This is a genomic window from Tenacibaculum profundi (assembly GCF_052050075.1).
Lineage (GTDB): Bacteria > Bacteroidota > Bacteroidia > Flavobacteriales > Flavobacteriaceae > Polaribacter.
The window spans coordinates 415,680-436,238 of the sequence record NZ_CP197225.1; the positions used below are offsets into that span (position 1 = coordinate 415,680).

Consider the following 20,559-nt stretch of genomic DNA (forward strand, 5'->3'; position numbering starts at 1 on the left):
ATCAAAATAAAGCTGTTTGACTATCTTCATCATCCGACGTATTCTTTTTCTTTTTTTGTAGGGCTCTATTTAAAGCTTTCTTAGCCTTATCTTCTTTAGTCTCCTCAAACTCTTTAGATTCTTTTTTTTCGATTTCTATAGGTAAAACCCCTTCTTGAACTACCTCTTCTTCTTCAACATTAATATTTTCAATATGCTCTTCAGGTTCTTCAAACGGTAAAGACTCTAATAAATTAACAGTTTTTATCTTTTCATTGGTTAATTGATTTCCTAAAGCTTTAATTCCTTTAATTGCAATAAACTCTTCAAAATTAACCTCTAATTTTTCTAAACTTCGTTTAGAAAATATGATTTCTGCTATAGGACGATAATCTGTAGTAATTATTTCTAATTTTGATTTAACATGGTCAGAAATAAACGTATCCTCTTTGTCAATAGCTTCAATTAAAAATCGTTTAACATAATATCTCTCTTTATTTCCATCAAAATAAATAGCTGAAATAGGTTTTTTAGGAGTCCATTTCTCTAGAACAATCATATCACTATCAAAATGCATTGTCAAATCAGGTATAGCAACTTTTATCTTTCCACTTTGCATAGCTATCAATATTCTATCTTCAGCTCGGAATTCACCTAAAAGTTCGCCTCTTCCATCAACATTTAATCGTTGAACAGTATCATCAAACCATATTTTTCTTGGTCGTAAAGTAGAAACACCAGCAGACTTAAATTCTATTTTTTTGATGGCGTATTTAGTAACCTGATTTCCTCTAGCACTTCTACTTTTAATTGCTAAATCTGCGAAATCAATATCCCACTTAAGCTTTTTTATACTTCCTACGGCTCTCAATAAAATAGTAATAACCTCTGCTTCTCCATTAGGATTAGCAGAAAAATATAATACTTTGGAACCTTTATTACCATTTGTTAAATCATATTCTTTATCCCTAGTTATGCTGGTTACATTAAAACGTTTCATATAGCTTGGTCCCTTGGCACCATCCTTATAAATCATATTATAAACTGTCCGCTTATCCTTTTTCTTGAATATAGCAATATGGTTAATTCCTTTACCTACAAATGTTTTTGAAGCTACTTTAGTAACAATCATAGTACCATTATCTTTAAAAACAATGACATCATCTATATCCGCACAATCCGATATATACTCATTCTTTTTTAAAGAAGTTCCTATAAACCCTTCTTCTCTATTAACATATAACTTGGCATTTCTCATAACAACTTTTGTTGCAACGATATCATCAAAAATCCGGATTTCAGTTTTACGATCTTTTCCTTTACCGTATTTTTCTTTTAGATTTTTAAAATAATTAATAGCAAAAGCTATTAAATTATTTAAATAATTTTTAAGTTCTGCTATTTGATCTTCCAAACTCTCAATAAACTGTTTGGCTTTATCTATGTCAAACTTTGATATTTTTTTTATTCGAATTTCTGTTAAACGAATAATATCTTCTTCGGTTACTGCTCTTTTTAAGTGTTTTGTGTGTGGTTTTAATCCATTATCAATAGCTTCGATAACACCTTCCCATGTTTCAACTTCTTCTATGTCTCTATATATCCTGTTTTCTATAAAAATTCTCTCAAGTGAAGAAAAATGCCATTGTTCTTCAAGCTCATTTAAACGAATTTCTAATTCTTTTTTTAACAAAGCTACCGTAAAATCGGTTGACTTTTTTAACATTTCAGAAACACCTATAAATACAGGCTTATTATCCTCTATAATACAACATAAAGGTGATATAGAATTCTCACAATTTGTAAACGCGTATAATGCATCAATCGTTTTATCAGGAGATACATTAGGTGGCAAATGCACTAGTATTTCAACCGATGCAGCTGTGTTATCTTCAATACGCTTTATTTTTATTTTACCCTTATCATTTGCCTTGAGAACACTATCTATTAGCGATGTAGTAGTAGTCCCAAAAGGAATTTCAGTAATAACAAGTGTTTTTTTATCTAGTTGGGATATTTTTGCTCTTACACGAACTTTTCCTCCTCTTTTACCATCATTATAATTTGTAAAATCAGCTATGCCTCCCGTTAAAAAATCTGGAACAATTGTAAAACTCTTTCCTTTTAAATATTTTACAGAAGCTTCAATGAGTTCATTAAAGTTGTGAGGAAGAATTTTAGTAGATAATCCTACAGCAATTCCTTCGGCTCCTTGGGCTAGCAATAATGGAAATTTAACAGGAAGGTTTACAGGCTCTTTTTTTCTGCCATCATAAGAAAGTTGCCATTCTGTAGTTTTCGGATTAAAAACTACATCTAAAGCAAATTTAGATAAACGAGCTTCAATATAACGGGAGGCAGCGGCCCTGTCTCCTGTTAGTATATTACCCCAGTTCCCTTGCATATCTATTAAAAGTTCTTTTTGCCCCATTTGAACCATAGCATCTGCAATAGAGGCGTCTCCATGAGGATGATACTGCATAGTATGACCAACAATATTAGCTACTTTATTATAACGACCATCATCTAGATCTTTCATAGAGTGCATAATACGTCTTTGAACAGGCTTAAGACCGTCTTCGATTGAAGGTACTGCCCGTTCTAAAATCACATAAGATGCATAATCAAGAAACCATTCTTTATACATTCCTGTAACTTTCGTAATAGTTTCTGTATTTTCAGGTGATGAACTTAGAGCTTCTTCTTCACGCTCGTAATTGTTGTTGTCTTCACTCATATAACGTTTCGACTTAGGGTATATTTATGATGCGGTTTGGATGGTGAAAATTAGAAAAAATACCTGTAATCACAAGGAATATAAGTGGTTTTTTTTCTTCAACTTACTATTTTCTTTAGAAGATCCGATACCATCTTTGACTTCCAAGAATAAAACCTACACTAGTCCCTGGAGGTACTAAATAATTACTAGTTAAATTGGTGTTGGCCATCCCTATAACAACATTCCAACCTGAATTTCGATTAATAATCACAACATCTCCATTTGAATGACCAGCAGCTCTTGCGTTTGCTGGAGTAGGTAAAATAAAATCCGCCAAAGTCGTATTTCCTTGACTATTTCCTGCCCAATTAGCATCAGCTAAGGTAAATTCGAGTAAATTCGATGGTAAAGTAAAAGGGAGTGAACCCGCAGTACAGCCACAATCATTTGGTGTATAACTTCGCCCGACTAATTTTGTTTTTACATCCCCAGCATTATCTACTACCAAAACATGGTGAGCCTCATTTCCTAACGTTGGTGATTGATTTGCTCGCTGTTCTCTCAATCGGATAGGAGGAGTTCCTGAGCTGTTAATTTCAAGCTTTCTGTTAGGATTAGCTGTACCGATACCAAAATTTCCTGCAGCACTCATAGTCATTTGTTCAATATTAGCTATTCTAAACCCTATTTTACGACCTGTTTCTGCATTTAATAAAGTAGTACCATCATCATGATGGATTAAGGCATATCCAGAATTAGTTGCTCTATTTCTATTTGCTATACCAAGCCAAGTGCTACCACGACCAACTTCACCTAATTCAAGACCATTTATAAGTGTATTGTTACCAGCTCCTTGAATTTCATTTCCATTCATCATGAGTGTTGTCGTTGCAATATGATTTCCTAAATTATCTGCGGAAGAAGGTACTTCATTTACAATATAATCTTTAATGTTTTCTAAAGATCGTCTTCTAAGCATTCCATCATTTTCTGTAACAGCAATATAGGTGGAACTTGTAACCGAAGGTAAGTTAGATATACGAACATTTCCTCCAGTAAAATAATGACTTCCTATTGAGCTATTATATAATAAGCCAGAATAGCCATCACCTCCATTTCTTCCTGAAAAATAACCTACCTCTTGCCCCCCTACATTAAACAACACATCTTTTCCATTGGACCCAGCAAAACCATTAGAAATTATTAGATTAGATCCCCAAAAGGCATTATTATTTGCTAATTCTAAAATTCCACCTCGTTTATTATCATCTCCGTACATTTTTACAACAGGCGTTCCTGCTGCCAAATTACCCGAACGAAAAGAGTGTCCCCCTTCCTCTGCCCGATAATTCAAATTTGTACTGTGCCATCCAATATACCCTAAACGATTTCCATCGGATTTATGAATTCCAAGATAACCTGCGTTTGAAGCATTTCCTTCATTTATTAATGCTAGTCCTTCTCCAGAAGTACCTGCTGTAATGGTACTCCCATCAATAATATCATTATTTTGCATATTTAAAAAGGTCGTAGCCGAATGGTTTCCTAGGTTATCTGCAGAAGAAGGTACCGCTCCAACAATCCAATCCCTTATGCTTGCCCAAGTCTGTTTTTTTAGAATCCCATCATTTTCCGTTACCGTTGCATAAGTAGCACTGTTTACTACAGGTAGATTTCCAATAGTAGTAGTACCAGCATTCCATAAATTTCCAGCAGTTGTTAGAGAAAGCCTATTACCATTATACCAAAGTCGAAAATTTGTGTTTTCTCTACCAAGAAACCAATCAGTTGCTCCTGCTTCAATCCATGTTCCCGCATTAATTCCCCCCATCTTCATTCTATCTGAAACTTCTAATTTAAATTCAGGAGTTGATGTTCCAATACCAAAATTACCCGAAGATAACATGGTGGCGCTCTCAGAATTTCCTAATCGAAAACTAATTCGTTGACCAGATTCTGCATTAAGATATGTAGTACCTGCATCATTTTGAATTAATGCATAGCCAGAAATAGTTGCTCTATTTCTATTCGCTATACCAAGCCAATTACCTCCATGGCCAACTTCACCTACTTCAAGACCATTAATGAGTGTGTTATTACCGGCTCCTTGAATTTCATATCCATCCATCCAAAGTCTTGTTGTTGCATTATGATTACCTAAATTATCATTAGAAGTAATTCTCCAGGAACTTCCATCAAAATAATAAATTGCACTTTCTGTAGAGTTATATACAATACTACCTGTATTAGGGCTAATAATACCATTCATTTCAGTCGTAGTCAATGAAGGTAATGACATTAACGCATATTTATCTATTTGAGCATGTATCGAGGAAAAACACACAAAAAAAATTACTAAGAAAAGCGTTTTCGAAATCCTACTTTTATTTTTCATTCTTACATTTTATATTGATTAAAGCACTTTAATTAAAGTATATGCACTAAAATACAAGTAAAATGTTAAAAAAAAAACATCTTTGGATTTAATTGGTTAAAAAGTGTTAAAAAAATAAACTATTGTTTGTAAAATTAGTTTTCACTAATTTAAATTTTCAATTTATTACTTTTAACATGGTATTGTTCAGTTTTCTTAAATACAATACTTATTTATGGTAAATTTAGAAAAACAGCTATAATACTATTTTTAAGCTATTCCAATAGGTCTAGTTCTACTTTTAAATTATTGATAATAAATTTTTGTCTATCAGGTGTATTTTTACCCATATAAAACTCAAGCATTTGTTCAATAGACATTTCTTTATCAAGCATTACAGGATCTAAACGAATATCATCGCCTATAAAATGTACAAATTCATTTGGAGAAATTTCTCCTAGCCCCTTAAATCGTGTAATTTCAGGTTTGCCTCTTAGTTTGTTTATTGCTATTTGTTTTTCTTCTTCTGAATAACAATAAATCGTTTCTTTTTTATTTCTTACTCTGAAAAGAGGAGTTTCCAAAATATAAAGATGTCCTTCTTTAATTATTTCTGGGAAAAATTGTAAAAAAAACGTTATTAATAAAAGCCTAATATGCATTCCATCTACATCAGCATCTGTTGCTATAACAATATTGTTGTAACGTAAGCTTTCCATACCATCCTCTATATTTAAAGCAGCCTGTAAGAGATTAAACTCTTCATTTTCGTAAACAATTTTTTTTGATAAACCATATGAATTTAATGGTTTTCCTTTTAAACTAAATACGGCTTGAGTATTAACATTTCTTGATTTAGTAATAGACCCACTAGCAGAGTCTCCTTCTGTTATAAACAACGTTGTATCTAAATAACCTTGTTTTTTAGTATCTCCAAAATGAATTCTACAATCTCTAAGTTTTTTATTGTGCAAACTCGCTTTTTTGGCTCTATCTCTAGCTAATTTTCTTATGCCTGAAAGTTCTTTTCTTTCTTTTTCTGCTTGGAGTATTTTTCTTTGAAGCTTTTCTGCAACCTCAGAATGTTTGTGTAAATAATTATCAAGTTTATTTTTTATGAAATCATTGATATAGGTGCGGACCGTAGGAAGATCTCCTCCCATTTCTGTTGATCCCAATTTAGTTTTTGTTTGACTTTCAAAAACAGGTTCCATAACTTTTATTGAGATGGCTCCTACAATTGACTTTCTCACATCTAATGCATCAAAATTTTTATTATAAAACTCTCTAACAGTTTTTACTACAGCCTCTCTAAAGGCAGCTAAATGGGTCCCCCCCTGAGAAGTATTTTGTCCATTTACAAAAGAATAGTATTCTTCAGAATATTGAGTTTTACTATGAGACATAGCTATTTCTATATCTTCTCCCCTCAAATGAATTATTGGATACAACATGTCTTCTGTATTGTTATTATCCTCTAATAGGTCTTTTAATCCATTTTGTGAAAAAAATTTTTCGCCATTAAAAATGATCGTTAAACCTGGATTAAGATAAACATAATTCTTTAGTAATTTTATAATGTATTCAGGGCGGTATTTGTAATTTTTAAAGATACTTTCATCAGCAATAAAGGTAACTTTTGTTCCCCTTCTTCTTGAGGTTTCGTCTAATAAAGTCTGATTAGTTAGTGAGCCTTTTTCAAACTCTGCAGAAGCAGATTTACCATCTCTTGTAGACTCTACTCGAAAATAAGTTGAAAGTGCATTTACAGCTTTTGTACCAACACCATTAAGACCAACTGATTTTTTAAACGCTTTCGAATCATATTTTCCTCCTGTATTCATTTTAGAAACTACGTCAACTACTTTTCCTAAAGGAATTCCTCGACCATAGTCTCTAACGATAACTTTATTCCCCTGAACAGACACTTCAATTGTCTTGCCTCCTCCCATTACAAACTCATCTATAGAGTTATCTAAAACTTCTTTAACAAGTATATAAATACCATCATCAGGAGAAGAGCCATCTCCTAACTTTCCAATATACATTCCAGGACGCATTCTAATGTGTTCTTTCCAATCCAATGATCGTATATTATCTTCGGTATATTTTGTCTCTTGAGCCATAAAAAAGTAGAAATTCTTTATTGAAATGCTAAGATATACTTTTTACTTTTATTTTTCAGTAATGATAAATTATAAAGTATTTTATATTTCCATGGTATAAAATTACTATCATAGTTTAACAATGACCTCATTTAACTTATGATAATACTTATTACGATAAAAATAAAATAACAGTAATTTTTATGATCTTAAAAATGCTATGTGAAAGGAATTTTATAGTATATTTAGGTAGTTAGGGTTTAAATTAATCCAAAATCTTTGGTTATAGCAACTAGCTGAGTAGGATTATTTGCATTAAAATTTTCTTTTAATATTTTTAATCTTTTTTCTACGGAACTTACGCTGGAAGGCTTCATTTTTTTATCCTTAAATTCTTTACTAATTTCTCTCTGATCCATTCCATCGGCCAAATATTTTAATAAAGAAACATCATATTCAGTAATTTCGAAAGTTTCTATAGTTCTTAATGAATGAGATAATTTAGGGGTTATAAAAAAATTATTTTGATTTACCGCTTTAATAGCTCTTTTTAAGTCTTTTTGCCCATGAATAGATTTCCATACATAAGCATCTACTGATAACTCTTTACAAAGATGCTGAATCCTGTAAGGTTTGTCCTCTATGGAAAAAACAATAACTTTTAAATCTGGTTGTAGCTCTTTAGCTTTTTTGATAAGATCTTCACCTGAAGCTAGTTTTTGTACATTAAAATTATCTACGAATGATAAATCGCTAATCAATAAATCAAAAGACTCATTACTTAAGAAAGCTTTTTTTAATTTGAGATACGCCTCATCACAATATTGTGCATATTCTATTTCAGGTATTTCTAAATTTTCCAAAGCGATTTTAATTCCACTTGACATATAGTCAGTATCCTCGGCGATCAATACTTTTTGAAACATAATTATTTTTTTATTTGAAACATCACTTGAAATCCTCTGTTAACTTCTGAATCAAATGTAATAGAACCATTTATAGATTTAATACGGGTTTCCATATTTTGCAATCCATTTTTTATTTTTATGGAAGCAGCTCCAACACCATTATCTTTGAAAGTAGCATGAATAGTGTCTTTGTCTTCCCAAAAATTAATTACAACCAAACAAGCTTGACTATATTTTTTCATATTTATTAATAACTCTTGAAAAACCCTATATAAAACTATTTGCGTTTCTTTTGGAAGTTTATTAAGTTCTATTTCATTAATTCCTTTACTTATAATTCTACATTTATTCGTTGAGAATTCGGATAATAACTGCTGAAAAAACATTTCAAACTTTTTTCCTGTTAAAACAGGACTATTTTCGTGAGAAATGTTTCTTGTCGTAAAATAAATCTTTTCTAAATAGTTTAATATAGTTTCATCATTATGATTATTTTGTTGAACTCTGTTCATAACCAAAAATATGTCATTGGCTAACTCATCGTGTATTTTCTTTGCAAGTCGTGTTTCAGTTTTATAAACCTCTATTATTTTTTCCTTTTTAGTTTTATTTTTTTTGTAAAAGAAATAGGCAATAAATCCAAATACGGAAACAAAAACAACAAAAGTTAACTGTTGTTTTTGAAGTTTTGCTTTTGACAAATTATTTTCTGCTATAATTCGTTTATTAATTTCGTCTTTGTAATTATAAATAGTAGTTGCAAATAGGTTTTTTCGCTTTTGAATACTATCTAAAATCTTAGACCGTTCAATACTTAATTCTCTTGCCCTTGAAATTGGTTCAAGAGATAAAATTTTATCAATAGCTAAAATTCTTGAATCTGTCATATTATGTTTAACAGTAAAGTCATGCATTAAATTAGCTTGCTCTTGTGCTTTTTTAATATTACCTTTTTTTTGATAATATTCAGATAAATAAAGATTATTGGCAACTAAACCGTGAATATCATTAATTTTCCTTTTTATTTTTTTTCCTTCGAAAAATGCAGACTCATCAACTTCTTCGTTGTTTAACAATCGGGAATAAGCGTAATTATCTAAATTCCTAGCTTTTGTATAATCTGTTATACTGTCATTATATGAACTTTTTTCAATAAATTTATATATAGTATTTGCCTCTTCATACTTTTTCAAATTAATTAGGTTGTAAGCAATATTACTTTTATATAAAATGATATTAACAGAATCCTTAGCAATTTCTAAAGCCTTATTGTAACAATTAATCGCTTCTTGATAATTACCTTGCATGTTTGCATTAATTCCTAAGGTGTTATAAAGTGAAACTGTTATTTTTTGTTGATCTTTATTATTTCCTAGAAGTCTAAGAGCCTGTAATGCCGTTGAATCGCTTTTAAAGAAAAATTCTTTATTGGATTCTATTTTTGCAAGACAAAACATTCTTTTTACTGTTCTTAAAGTATCATCCAATTCCACTAATAAATCTTTAGACTTGGAATAATATTTATAAGCACTGTCCTGTTGCTTCAACTTATTATAATGATAACCTAATAAATGATAAAACCACTGCAAGCTTTCTTTGTCTTCATTTTCTATTTCTAAAAGTTGTTTTTTTATTTTTTCAATTTCTTTGTAATAGTTATTTTTTTTCTGCTTCTGTCCATAAAAATTAGTACATAAAATAACAGAAAAGGAAAGGAGGACTACTTTTGCGTATTTCATTCCTCTAAAATATTAATTTCTTCAAGCATTAAGGACTATGATCGTGTTAAATTTATTTATTCATTATTTTTAACAACAAATGCAAATTGCTTTAATATCAAATTCTTTGAGTCAAAATTAAAAAAGGGCAGAAATATTCTACCCTTTTTCTAATAATAATTTGTAGGTTATTTAGATATTATAATACCTTAATTACGATCTTTTTTTCGGTCGAGGCTCTGGCTCTGGATCTGGATCGTGTGTATTCCCCCCTGAAACACCACCAGTACTCATTTGCTCAACTTCTAATTGTTGTAGTTGGGTTAGATTTTCGTCTGCAGTATCAGTACAAGACATAAATAAACCGGTTACTAATATTCCTAATAAAAAACTTAATTTTCTCATTTTTCCTTCATTTAAAATTTTGCATAAAATTGTATGATTAGTTTTTCAACTAAATCAAAGTTGTTTAAGAGATGCGCAACTCTTTCAATGGGAAGTAAAAATTAATCCTCATAACAATTAGACTTCCCCATTCTAATTGCGATTCAGATCAATTTTGTTTAATTCTAACTAATAATTTTATTTAATCTAGTTTTCTGGGTCAAAACTATATTTTTCGTAATGTCTTGTGTGGAAATTAAATAGAAAATAAATGGAAAAGATTTTCCATTTATTACGGAATTCCTTTAAGGATATATGAATCAACTTCGTACATTTGACGCAACCAATTAATAGAAACCAACCAATGATAAAGGAATTATTAGAAAAGCTTTATGCGAAACTTGAAGACGAGCCTGACAATAACAGAAAAAGCAAAACTGGATGTTTTATTTTTTTTGAAGAAAAGATTTTAACTCAACAAAAGTTCGATAAATTCAGGAATATATCTGTATCCTCTAAAACTATGAAAAATTATTATGAAAAACATGTTGAGGGAAGAAAAAATAAATCGAAGGAGCCTTCCGCAGAGTTAAAAAATTGTATTTCAGAATACCTAGGCTACAATAACTATCTTCATTTTTGTAATAACTTCAAGGAAAAATCAAAAAACAGCTCTCAAAATAATTTTGTTAGTTTAAAAAAAAAAACAAGCTATTGGTGTTCTACTTTTTTCTGTACTAATAATCTCTTCAATTCTTTTTATTCCAAATAATGTATTGACGTATTACAGGCACATTGAAATAAAAGACAATAAACAATACGTTAATACCACCATTGTACTCATGAACGTTGAAGTCTTTAAGAAAATAGAAACGGAAAATTATCCTATTTATTTTAGAGATCATTTGAAAGTTGACACAATTAGTCTTACTTCTAATACTAAAGACTTGACTCACATACAAAAAGCCAGATTATCTAAAATACGTTATTTAGATGAATAAAAGGTGTTTAGTTCACAAAACTAATTCCTTAACATACTTATGTGGTTATAAAGTTAATTTTTACTTGTCTATATTTGCAGTTCTTCAATAATAATACAATGAAAAAAAATAATATATCCATTATAAGTGCTTTTTTGTTTTTTTCATGTATTAATTACAATAATGATGCTATTACCGAAAAAAAAATCAATATTCTTTTAGAAAAATATAATAAGGGATTTCTTTTATTGAATTCTTTGATAGCTACTTTTGCTAGGGATAATCGATTTAATGATCAATTCACTGATTTTCCATCAGAAAAATATCAAGAAAAACTAAAAGTATTTTATAGTTCGTTTTGTAAAAGACTACTACGTCAATTAAATATTAAATATTTATCAAATAATCAAATAGTTATTGAAAAAATCATTAAATGGGAATGTGACACCCCTTTAGCACAAGCTAATTTCAAAAATGATATTTTAATGCTTATAAACCAAATGTGGGCAGTTAATTTAACAGTAGGTCAACTTGCAAGTGCTAACGGAGTTCAACCTTTTAATATTGTTAAAGACTACGAAAACTGGCTAAAAAGACTTGGAAAATATAATGATTGGTTACACTCTGTTGCAAAACTAATAAAAGAAGGTATTCAGTTTGGTTACAAACTTCTAAAAGAATTAGTTAAAAAAGTAATTCCTCAATTTGAGTCATTAACCAAAATAAACATTAATACAAAAGGGGGACTAGATATTAATAAGCATTTATTTTATTCTCCAATAACCAAATTTCATAATAGTTTTACAAATAACGAAAAGACAGAATTAACTAAAAAATATTCTTTTTTTTTAATTAATAAATTAATTTCATCTTTTGAACGCCTTTATAGTTTTCTATGCACAGATTATTTAAAAGCTGTAAGAAAAACTAGTGGTATCAATAGAATTTCTGAAGGAAAAAAATATTATCAATATTCTATTAAAAAGTATACCACAACAGTTACGAAAGCTGATGAAATTCATGATTTAGAATTAAAAAAAAACTCTAGAATGCTTTCTGAAATAAAAAAGATAAAGTTACATATGGAGATACAAAGTGCTATTAGATTTGCTGTTTATACAGGGTTTCATGCTAAAAGATGGACTAGACAGCAAGCTCTTCAATATTCATTAGATAATGAGGCAGAGCCCGAAGCAAGTGTTATTTCAGATATAGGTGAATATATGGCTGATCCATGTCAAGCTCTTTCGTATAAAATTGGACAACTAAAAATAATTAAATTACGAGCTAAAGCTATGGAAATAATCGAAGATAAATTTAACATTAAAAAGTCTTATAATCAAATACTAGAAACTGCTTGCATACCTTTATTCTTAATAAAAGATAAAATAAATACGTGGGTTTCTATCAAATCAAAAATAAACACATTAAACAAAATTTTCTAAAAAAGGAAATAAGTGATCATTTTAAATGATGCTGTTAATTTTTATTTATTTTCTTAACTTTTTTTATTATGGGTAAAATTTTAATCTCAGGAGGTACGGGGTTAGTTGGAAAACAACTCCGGGAATTACTAGAATCTAACGGTCATGAAGTAAATGTTTTAACTAGAAGCCCTAAAAAACAAAGAGAATTTATATGGAATATTAATAAACGAACTATTGATAAAAATGCTTTTACAGGAGTTACTCATATAATTCATTTAGCTGGTGCTGGAATCGCTGATAAGCGCTGGACAAAAAAAAGAAAGCAACAAATTATCGATAGTCGTGTTAAATCTGCAAATTTACTGTATGAGTACGTTTTAAAACTTAATGTAAAGTTGAAAGGCTTTATTTCAGCTTCTGGAATAGGTTATTATGGGGCTTATAAATCAACTAATGAATTTTCAGAAGAAAGTTTGCCTTACAAAGACTATATAGCTAAAGTTTGTATTCTTTGGGAAAGTGCAGCTAAACAATTTGAAAAGCTAAACATTCCAGTTACCATATTACGTACAGGAATTGTATTAAGTAATAAAGGAGGTGCTTTAGCTAAAATGAATACCCCTGCTTTTATTGTTGCTTTAGGAAGCGGAAAGCAATATTTTCCTTGGATACACATAAATGACCTTTGTCAAATTTATATGAAATGTATTGACAACAAATATTCAGTAATTTTTAATAGTGTTACCAATGATATTCAAACGAATAATTCATTTTCTGCTTCGTTAGCAAAAATGACTGGTAAAATTTTATCTCCCATAAATATACCCTCTTTTATCTTGAAAATTTTACTTGGTGAAATGTCTGTAATATTACTTTACGGTAATAAAATATCCTCAAAAAAAATAGAGTCGTTCTATAAATTTCAATATTCAAACTTAATACATGCGCTTAAATACATAATAAAAGAAAGTAATTAAATTCTGTAATATAACCTTCTATTAAAGTCGATTAATGAATTTTACTTGGTTTCCTTCTTTGTAACACTTATTTTTTTGAAGTTAATCAAGTAACTTTGTAAAATTATAGGTAAATCCTATTAAAAACACACTATTTGTCTTGGCCCCTACTAATAAATTAGAATTATCTAGCCTAAAAGATGTATAAAAAAAAGTATTTCTATCAAGATAATAGTTAAGACCTCCAATTAAATGAAATAATCTATATTTTCCATCATAAAGTTTATTCTTATTGTTATCTATCATATAATTAAATCCTCCTTGTATTTCAAACCTTGTTGAAGGTCGGTAAGATGAAAACAACTCAATACCTAAAGCTGAAAATGAGACTACCTTGTCTTCAGAAAGTCTTGTGAATTCATCATCATTAAATGCTGCTGTTAAACCAATGTTGTATTTTTTATTGACATATTGAGCCCCAGCAATTATATTGGTTATGGCGTCTCCTATATCTCTAAAATATACTCTAAACTCTTTCTGGATTTGAGCGCAATTGTATCCTAATCCAAACTTCAATTTATTTCTTTGATATTGTAATGATAAGCCATAATTAACATAATCTCCAAAAAGTTGTGATTGCATACCTAACTTAAAATCTCCTAAAGAATTTCTGTAAATCAATGATTTATCGGCTCTTCCTGTACCTTTCCATCCTCCATCTGTTCCAACAGCATATACTCCCATCGCACCTCCTCCAAAAACTGTATATCTATCAGTATATGAAGCTATATCAAAATAAACTCCCCATTGTTTTCCATACGTTATAGAACCTAATTTTTTATGGTTAACACCAACATAAGCCAGTCTTGATACAAATGCTTCTATTTCCTCAAATGGATGATTTATAAAATCGGCTGGTGTTGCAGCATCATTATTAAATTCAGTACCATTAATGATATGATAACGATATTCTAAAACACCACAAACTCTTGTATTAGGATTAATCCTTCGATGTATTATGACACCTAACTTAGGTGCATTCTCTTGAAACTCTAATTTATTCTTAAATACAGCTCCATGAACACTAAATTTACCATATAAAGAAATAGAATCAACAATATTATTAACATGATTATTAACTTGCGCAGTCATACTCAATGATACTGTGATTAAAATTATTGTACAGGTAAGATGTTTAATCATTATTTTTTTTATCAAATTATTTTTTCGTTTGCACTTAAACTTTCTTCAAAAATGTTAGCCATTAATTGAATACCTCTAATTTCACAGGAATTAACTTTAAAAAGATTTTTATCTAACACTTTTTAAACATAATAATCTACATTCAATTGAAAATGAATTTTATATTTACTGTGCCGATACATAGTAATTTCTTTCTTGAATTGTATTAATGAATTCAACATTGACTATTATACTTTTTCTTGTAATAACTTTTAATTTGCAATAGTTTATCATAAAATAGAATTATAAAAAATTTTTATATCAGAGTTTGAATTACCTTGTTCTGTAAAAATCATGGTTCTTTTTTTTAAAATCAATTTAGCTACTATGTTTCCCCCCTTTTGAATATATTTTTTGTTCAGACGGGGAATCCTACAATTACTATTTAAACTATAATTTTAGTTCTGTTGTTTGGACTAATCAATTATTTCTTTTTATCTTTTAAAGATGGATTACTATGTTGTTAGTATAATTTCGCTTAGAGGGTTCTTTTTTTATGTTACAACCTATAAGGAAAATAATATAAATGTAAATTAGTTTAAATAATTTCATAATATTAAACATGTATTTGACCTTACTTTTTCAAATAAGATTATATTTTAATTTCAGGGAAATTTTGACTGATTATAAAAGCAGAAAAATTAATATATTGAGAAGGGTTGATTAGTAATAAATTTATTTTTGAATCTAAAATTTTTATGAAAGTTAATGGAATTAATCACAAAAAAGTCTCGTTTTTTTAGACTACAATACATAATATCATCACTAATTAATTATAATTTTCAGAATAGTCGTCACATACGAATAACAACCTGTACTTTATTTATAATAACTATTTTCTACTTTTTATTAGAAGATAAAATATAACCGTTTTAATGCTTAGAAGAATTTAGATGTTCTAGTAAACATTAGGCTGACAAATGTAAAAAAAATGCTAAAAGATAGTTATAGATTATGTTTTTTTTTTGAAATTTTATTTTTTAAACACATTTTGTTAGTTTTAGTTATAAATAAGAATTATGCTTCAAAACCAAACAAACAAAAATAAAACATTGAATTACAAAAATATAGGATTGTCTCAAAAAAAACATTTGCAATTATATAGAAACATGCTTCTATCTAGATTGATTGAAGAAAAAATGTTAATTCTACTTCGTCAAGGAAAAATATCAAAATGGTTTAGTGGAATTGGACAGGAAGCTATTTCTGTAGGACTTACTCTTGCATTAGATAATGATGAATATATTCTTCCCATGCACAGGAATTTAGGCGTATTTGTCGCAAGAAAAATACCTTTATATCGTTTATTTTCTCAATGGCAAGGAAAAATGAATGGCTTTACCAAAGGAAGAGATCGTAGTTTTCACTTTGGTACCAATGAATTTAATATTATTGGAATGATTTCACATTTAGGTCCACAAATGGGAATCGCTTCAGGAATTGCTTTGGCCAATAAATTAAGAAAATTAAATAAAATTTGTGCTGTATTCACTGGTGAAGGGGGAACAAGTGAAGGAGATTTTCATGAGTCATTAAATATTGCCTCCGTATGGAAACTTCCTGTTCTTTTTTGTATTGAAAATAATGGATATGGTCTTTCAACACCTACTCAAGAACAATACAATTGTGTAAATCTTGCGGATAGAGGAATTGGCTATGGAATTGAATCTTATATTATTGATGGAAATAATATAGTCGAAGTTTTTTATCAAATTAAAAAACTTGCAGAAAATATTAGAATAAATCCAAGACCTATTTTAATAGAATTTAAGACATTTAGGGTAAGAGGTCATGAAGAAGCTAGTGGAACTAAATATGTCCCAAAAGATCTTATTGAATATTGGAAGTTAAGAGATCCTATTTCGAATTATAAAAATTTTTTGATGAATGAAAACTTGCTTTCTGAGAAAACAGACAAACACTTTAGAGATGAAATTATGACTCAAATTCAACAGAACTTAACCATAAGTTTCAATGAACCTATTATTTCATCAACTATAGAAACCGAACTGAAAGACGTTTACAAAAAATTTAATAATATTCCATCTTTACCCTCATCAGAAACAAGGAACATGAGATTAGTTGACGCTATTTCAGAAGGGCTAAAACAAGCAATGCAAAAAAATAAAGAACTTGTTTTGTTAGGACAGGATATTGCTGAGTATGGTGGTGTATTTAAAGTTACTGAAGGCTTCATTGATCTCTTTGGTAAAGAAAGAGTTAGAAACACGCCTATTTGTGAATCAGCTGTCGTTTCTCTTGCATATGGACTTTCTATCCAAAAAATAAAAGTAGTTATGGAAATGCAATTTGCTGATTTTGCATCTACAGGATTTAACCCAATTGTAAACTTACTTGCCAAATCACATTATAGATGGGGACAGGAAGCCGATGTTGTTATAAGAATGCCATGCGGTGGCGGAGTTTGTGCTGGACCTTTTCATTCTCAATCAAATGAAGCTTGGTTTACAAAAGTACCAGGTTTGAAAGTAGTATACCCTGCCTATCCTTTAGATGCTAAAGGTCTTTTAATTAGTTCCATTGAAGACCCTAATCCTGTATTATTTTTTGAGCATAAGGGGCTCTACAGAAGTGTTTATGAAAACGTTCCTCAAAATTATTATACAACACCGTTAGGAAAAGCTAGCGTAGTAAAGAAAGGATATGATATTACTGTTATAACATTTGGAGCTGCAGTACATTGGGCTTTGGAAATCATTAATACATTAGAGGATGATATTTCAGTAGAACTTATAGATTTAAGATGTCTGATCCCTTTGGATATAGAGACTATTTTTTGTTCTATCAAAAAAACCGGAAAAGCGATAATTTTCCAAGAGGATACTTTATTAGGTGGGATTGGAAGTGATATTTCTTCATTGATTATGGAAAACTGCTTTCATTTTCTTGACGCTCCCGTAAAAAGAGTTGCCAGCATAGAGACACCTGTTCCTTTTGCTGAAAAACTTGAAAACCAATACTTACCTAAACTACGCTTTAAAGAAGAACTTATTGCTCTTTTTAAGTATTAACTTTTTTAACACAACTTTCTGCAAAAACAACCAATAGTTTATAAAAAATTTTTCATTTCTATTGTTGATAACAATAAATTATCTATAAAGTACAAAAAATATAATTTTATTTAGATTAATTAAATATTAAATTTGCTTTAAATTAATTGAGGTTATGGTAGAAAAACAGAGATTACATTTAAATGATGTGTTTGAAGAACAACATCATTCTTTTAATAGCAACAGTGGTATTGTATCTAAAAAATGTAATATGAATCCAAAATATGGTCGTGGTTCAATTACCTCGTATTGCTTTGATGGGCTTCAAATAGAATACATAAACATGACTTTTAATGAAGACTATGCTTTTTACGAATCTTCAAATATAAATACTTTAGAACTGTGTTTGCTTTTGAGTGGAGAAAAGAAATTAAAAAATTCAACTATAAACTTAGACATAATTCAGCAAGAGCAAGAATGTTTGCTTTTCTCCTCTTATGAACAAAAACTAAAAAACATTTATTTAAAAAACACTTATATTAAAGAGTTTAGAATTAAAATGTATTACGAGTTCATAAAAAAACATCAATTAATAAATTTAATTAATTATGCTAAACAATTAGACTTAAATATGAAAAACAACAACTTTTTTATAGCTTCTACTTCATCTAAATCTTATCAAATAATTGAAGAGATTTTATTAGACAAAAGTATTGGTATTTTCAAAAAATTATTCTTTGAAGCAAAAATATTAGAACTAGTTTCTACTTTAAGAAACAGAAAATCAATAGGTAGTTCACCTCAAAGTCTTATCACAAAATTATATGATGTAAAAAAAATAATTCTATCAAACTTGAATGAACCTTTCTCTGTTAAAGAATTAGCTAAAAAAGTATTGTTAAATGATACAATTCTAAAAAAAGAGTATAAACGAGTTTTTAATACAACTATTTCCGAATTTTCATTAAAAGTAAGAATGAATAAGGCCAAGGAGCTACTATCTCATACCAATAAGCCTATCTATGAAATATCAGATATCGTTGGTTATAAAAATCCGACTCACTTTTCCGCAGCTTTTAAAAAATACATTAAAAAAACACCTAAACAATATAGAAGTCAGACATTTGATAAATAGATGTATATATTAATTTTCCCTATATCTACATAAATCTTTTACTTTTCTGCGTATTGATAATGATTTCCATTTTTCTTAAATCCGCTATTGCCATATTTACATGATTTAAGCCAAAATATTTATTATGTATAAAAACTCTTTTTAACCACTTATAATCACATTGTTTAAAAGTATAATTACTACTTATTTTTTTTATATAGACATCTCTATCGCTTCCAAACCATTTCGATAATCCTCAATTTGATCTACTAAAAATTATATTTACTCAATTCTTCTAAACTGAAAAATTTACCAGTACTATATAATATCTCAGGCATCTTTTAAAATATAATTTTCTACATAAAAACATATACGTCACCCTTAAAAAAACGCTACGTAAATAACAAAAAGGTTAAAAGTTGAGTAAGAAATCAAATACTTTAATGACATATTTTATCTCTAAAAATTGTTTTTTAATTCTTTTGAAAAATGCTTAAACCCCTTCAAACCTTTTAACGTAAAACTAGGTATCCTTTTTATTTTATATTAAATATATTATTATATTTTACAAGTAATCTTTTTCCCTTATCCCTAATGATATCAATCGCTTTTTGTGCTAAAAATGTTCCAAACGTAAATAAAGCCATTAATAGTAAGCTCATATTGATTCCTTTATCATGGTAACCTATAATACCCATTGACCAGCAAATTAATATCCATTGAACAATATAAATTGATGTAATTTTTCTACTACAATAAAAAAAGAAATCTTTAATCTTGTTAGATTTAGCTTTATTTGTTAGAATAAAGGCTAAGTATAAAGCTAATAAGTTACAACCAAGCAAGTAGATAACACCACCAAATCCAGTATGGAAATAATCTCTCATATGAAATTCATAGTTATAAAGACATAAAATGCCTCCAATTGTAAAAGTGATTATACCAGAAATGAACATTTTCTTAAATGTTTTTTCGATATTGTTTTCATGGAAGTAATAACCAAAGAACATTCCTACCAGTATATATACGAACCAAGGAAAGACAGGAAAATATATGTTCCATTCTTGCCCCCATAGTAAATCTGATACATAATCTAAAATGGGTACCCCCACTCTGATACCTCTAATATACTCCGTAGCAATTAATACAAATACTGCAATAAATAATACTATAAATTTCTGATTTTTTGCATATTTATGAACTATTCCCATAAATAAAAGGCAAGCGCCTCCAAGCTGAAGTATATCTCCTGTTAAAACAAGATAAACCATTTTATCAAAACCTATAGGGACTTCCCAATTGTAAGCATGTATAAAACTGTCAGGGAAAGCACCTAATACTAAAGGTATAATAAATTTCAAAAAATTCATTATATAACCAAATAACAATAGCATGACACCTCTCTTAATAGAGTTTTTTATTGAATTATTTCTAGATAGTGTGTAAGAAAAGCCCATGGCTATTAAAAAAATACCTGCCCACTTTCCAAAAAAATGTACTACTAAACCTAACCAGCTTTCCTCTTGGGAATAACTAGACCCATAAATTAATAAGGCATGCGCCATTGGAATAAGGAAAACTCCTACCCCTCTTGCTAAATCAATTGCCTCTACTCTTTTATTTACTGTTTTTTCCATTTTTA

Annotated in this window: 14 protein-coding genes; 6 read left to right on the forward strand and 8 right to left on the reverse strand. The window is 29.1% G+C overall.

Annotation, left to right across the window (positions count from 1 at the left end; translation table 11 throughout):
• Position 1 precedes the first annotated feature (1 nt).
• From ACSIGE_RS01535 to ACSIGE_RS01560, 6 genes are all read right to left on the reverse strand, one after another.
• Complete coding sequence (locus ACSIGE_RS01535; RefSeq protein ID WP_440881035.1) at positions 2-2,716, reverse strand: DNA gyrase/topoisomerase IV subunit A; 2,715 nt, start codon at positions 2,714-2,716, stop codon at positions 2-4.
• A 115-nt stretch (positions 2,717-2,831) separates the two neighbouring features.
• Positions 2,832-5,093 (reverse strand): hypothetical protein, encoded by a 2,262-nt coding sequence (locus tag ACSIGE_RS01540; RefSeq protein ID WP_440881036.1) that lies wholly within the window; start codon positions 5,091-5,093, stop codon positions 2,832-2,834.
• Positions 5,094-5,347: 254 nt separating this feature from the next.
• Positions 5,348-7,198 carry a DNA topoisomerase IV subunit B gene (locus tag ACSIGE_RS01545; protein WP_440881037.1) on the reverse strand — a complete coding sequence of 617 codons (1,851 nt, stop codon included), beginning with the start codon at positions 7,196-7,198 and terminating at the stop codon, positions 5,348-5,350.
• Between the two features lie 239 nt (positions 7,199-7,437).
• Positions 7,438-8,103 (reverse strand): response regulator, encoded by a 666-nt coding sequence (locus ACSIGE_RS01550; protein ID WP_440881038.1) that lies wholly within the window; start codon positions 8,101-8,103, stop codon positions 7,438-7,440.
• A gap of 2 nt (positions 8,104-8,105) precedes the next feature.
• On the reverse strand, positions 8,106-9,824 hold the full coding sequence (locus ACSIGE_RS01555) for a tetratricopeptide repeat-containing sensor histidine kinase (protein WP_440881039.1): 1,719 nt from the start codon (positions 9,822-9,824) through the stop codon (positions 8,106-8,108).
• A gap of 192 nt (positions 9,825-10,016) precedes the next feature.
• On the reverse strand, positions 10,017-10,208 hold the full coding sequence (locus tag ACSIGE_RS01560) for a hypothetical protein (RefSeq protein WP_440881040.1): 192 nt from the start codon (positions 10,206-10,208) through the stop codon (positions 10,017-10,019).
• A gap of 343 nt (positions 10,209-10,551) precedes the next feature.
• Between ACSIGE_RS01560 and ACSIGE_RS01565 the strand changes: the two genes are divergently transcribed.
• The 4 genes from ACSIGE_RS01565 to ACSIGE_RS01580 all read left to right on the forward strand — a co-directional run bounded on the left by ACSIGE_RS01565 (position 10,552) and on the right by ACSIGE_RS01580 (position 13,571).
• Positions 10,552-10,959, forward strand: a complete 408-nt coding sequence (locus ACSIGE_RS01565; protein WP_440881041.1) for a hypothetical protein — start codon at positions 10,552-10,554, stop codon at positions 10,957-10,959.
• A gap of 70 nt (positions 10,960-11,029) precedes the next feature.
• A complete protein-coding gene (locus ACSIGE_RS01570) occupies positions 11,030-11,188 on the forward strand; it encodes a hypothetical protein (protein ID WP_440881042.1) in 159 nt (52 codons plus the stop codon).
• 98 nt (positions 11,189-11,286) lie between these two features.
• A complete protein-coding gene (locus ACSIGE_RS01575; RefSeq protein WP_440881043.1) occupies positions 11,287-12,612 on the forward strand; it encodes a DUF885 domain-containing protein in 1,326 nt (441 codons plus the stop codon).
• Between the two features lie 68 nt (positions 12,613-12,680).
• A complete protein-coding gene (locus ACSIGE_RS01580; protein WP_440881044.1) occupies positions 12,681-13,571 on the forward strand; it encodes a TIGR01777 family oxidoreductase in 891 nt (296 codons plus the stop codon).
• An 81-nt stretch (positions 13,572-13,652) separates the two neighbouring features.
• Here the strand turns inward: ACSIGE_RS01580 and ACSIGE_RS01585 are convergent, their stop codons facing one another.
• Complete coding sequence (locus tag ACSIGE_RS01585; RefSeq protein WP_440881045.1) at positions 13,653-14,753, reverse strand: porin; 1,101 nt, start codon at positions 14,751-14,753, stop codon at positions 13,653-13,655.
• A gap of 1,058 nt (positions 14,754-15,811) precedes the next feature.
• Between ACSIGE_RS01585 and ACSIGE_RS01590 the strand changes: the two genes are divergently transcribed.
• Positions 15,812-17,824, forward strand: a complete 2,013-nt coding sequence (locus ACSIGE_RS01590; protein WP_440881046.1) for an alpha-ketoacid dehydrogenase subunit alpha/beta — start codon at positions 15,812-15,814, stop codon at positions 17,822-17,824.
• Positions 17,825-17,978: 154 nt separating this feature from the next.
• Positions 17,979-18,938 (forward strand): helix-turn-helix transcriptional regulator, encoded by a 960-nt coding sequence (locus tag ACSIGE_RS01595; RefSeq protein ID WP_440881047.1) that lies wholly within the window; start codon positions 17,979-17,981, stop codon positions 18,936-18,938.
• A gap of 515 nt (positions 18,939-19,453) precedes the next feature.
• Here the strand turns inward: ACSIGE_RS01595 and ACSIGE_RS01600 are convergent.
• Positions 19,454-20,554 (reverse strand): heparan-alpha-glucosaminide N-acetyltransferase domain-containing protein, encoded by a 1,101-nt coding sequence (locus ACSIGE_RS01600; RefSeq protein WP_440881048.1) that lies wholly within the window; start codon positions 20,552-20,554, stop codon positions 19,454-19,456.
• Positions 20,555-20,559: the final 5 nt, after the last annotated feature.

What these genes read in the sequence shown, in the direction of transcription:
- ACSIGE_RS01535 (WP_440881035.1), bottom strand. Translation starts at nt 2,716, where the DNA reads ATGAGTGAAGACAACAACAATTACGAGCGTGAAGAAGAAGCTCTAAGT.
- ACSIGE_RS01540 (WP_440881036.1), bottom strand. Translation starts at nt 5,093, where the DNA reads ATGAAAAATAAAAGTAGGATTTCGAAAACGCTTTTCTTAGTAATTTTT.
- ACSIGE_RS01545 (WP_440881037.1), bottom strand. Translation starts at nt 7,198, where the DNA reads ATGGCTCAAGAGACAAAATATACCGAAGATAATATACGATCATTGGAT.
- ACSIGE_RS01550 (WP_440881038.1), bottom strand. Translation starts at nt 8,103, where the DNA reads ATGTTTCAAAAAGTATTGATCGCCGAGGATACTGACTATATGTCAAGT.
- ACSIGE_RS01555 (WP_440881039.1), bottom strand. Translation starts at nt 9,824, where the DNA reads ATGAAATACGCAAAAGTAGTCCTCCTTTCCTTTTCTGTTATTTTATGT.
- ACSIGE_RS01560 (WP_440881040.1), bottom strand. Translation starts at nt 10,208, where the DNA reads ATGAGAAAATTAAGTTTTTTATTAGGAATATTAGTAACCGGTTTATTT.
- ACSIGE_RS01565 (WP_440881041.1), top strand. Translation starts at nt 10,552, where the DNA reads ATGATAAAGGAATTATTAGAAAAGCTTTATGCGAAACTTGAAGACGAG.
- ACSIGE_RS01570 (WP_440881042.1), top strand. Translation starts at nt 11,030, where the DNA reads ATGAACGTTGAAGTCTTTAAGAAAATAGAAACGGAAAATTATCCTATT.
- ACSIGE_RS01575 (WP_440881043.1), top strand. Translation starts at nt 11,287, where the DNA reads ATGAAAAAAAATAATATATCCATTATAAGTGCTTTTTTGTTTTTTTCA.
- ACSIGE_RS01580 (WP_440881044.1), top strand. Translation starts at nt 12,681, where the DNA reads ATGGGTAAAATTTTAATCTCAGGAGGTACGGGGTTAGTTGGAAAACAA.
- ACSIGE_RS01585 (WP_440881045.1), bottom strand. Translation starts at nt 14,753, where the DNA reads ATGATTAAACATCTTACCTGTACAATAATTTTAATCACAGTATCATTG.
- ACSIGE_RS01590 (WP_440881046.1), top strand. Translation starts at nt 15,812, where the DNA reads ATGCTTCAAAACCAAACAAACAAAAATAAAACATTGAATTACAAAAAT.
- ACSIGE_RS01595 (WP_440881047.1), top strand. Translation starts at nt 17,979, where the DNA reads ATGGTAGAAAAACAGAGATTACATTTAAATGATGTGTTTGAAGAACAA.
- ACSIGE_RS01600 (WP_440881048.1), bottom strand. Translation starts at nt 20,554, where the DNA reads ATGGAAAAAACAGTAAATAAAAGAGTAGAGGCAATTGATTTAGCAAGA.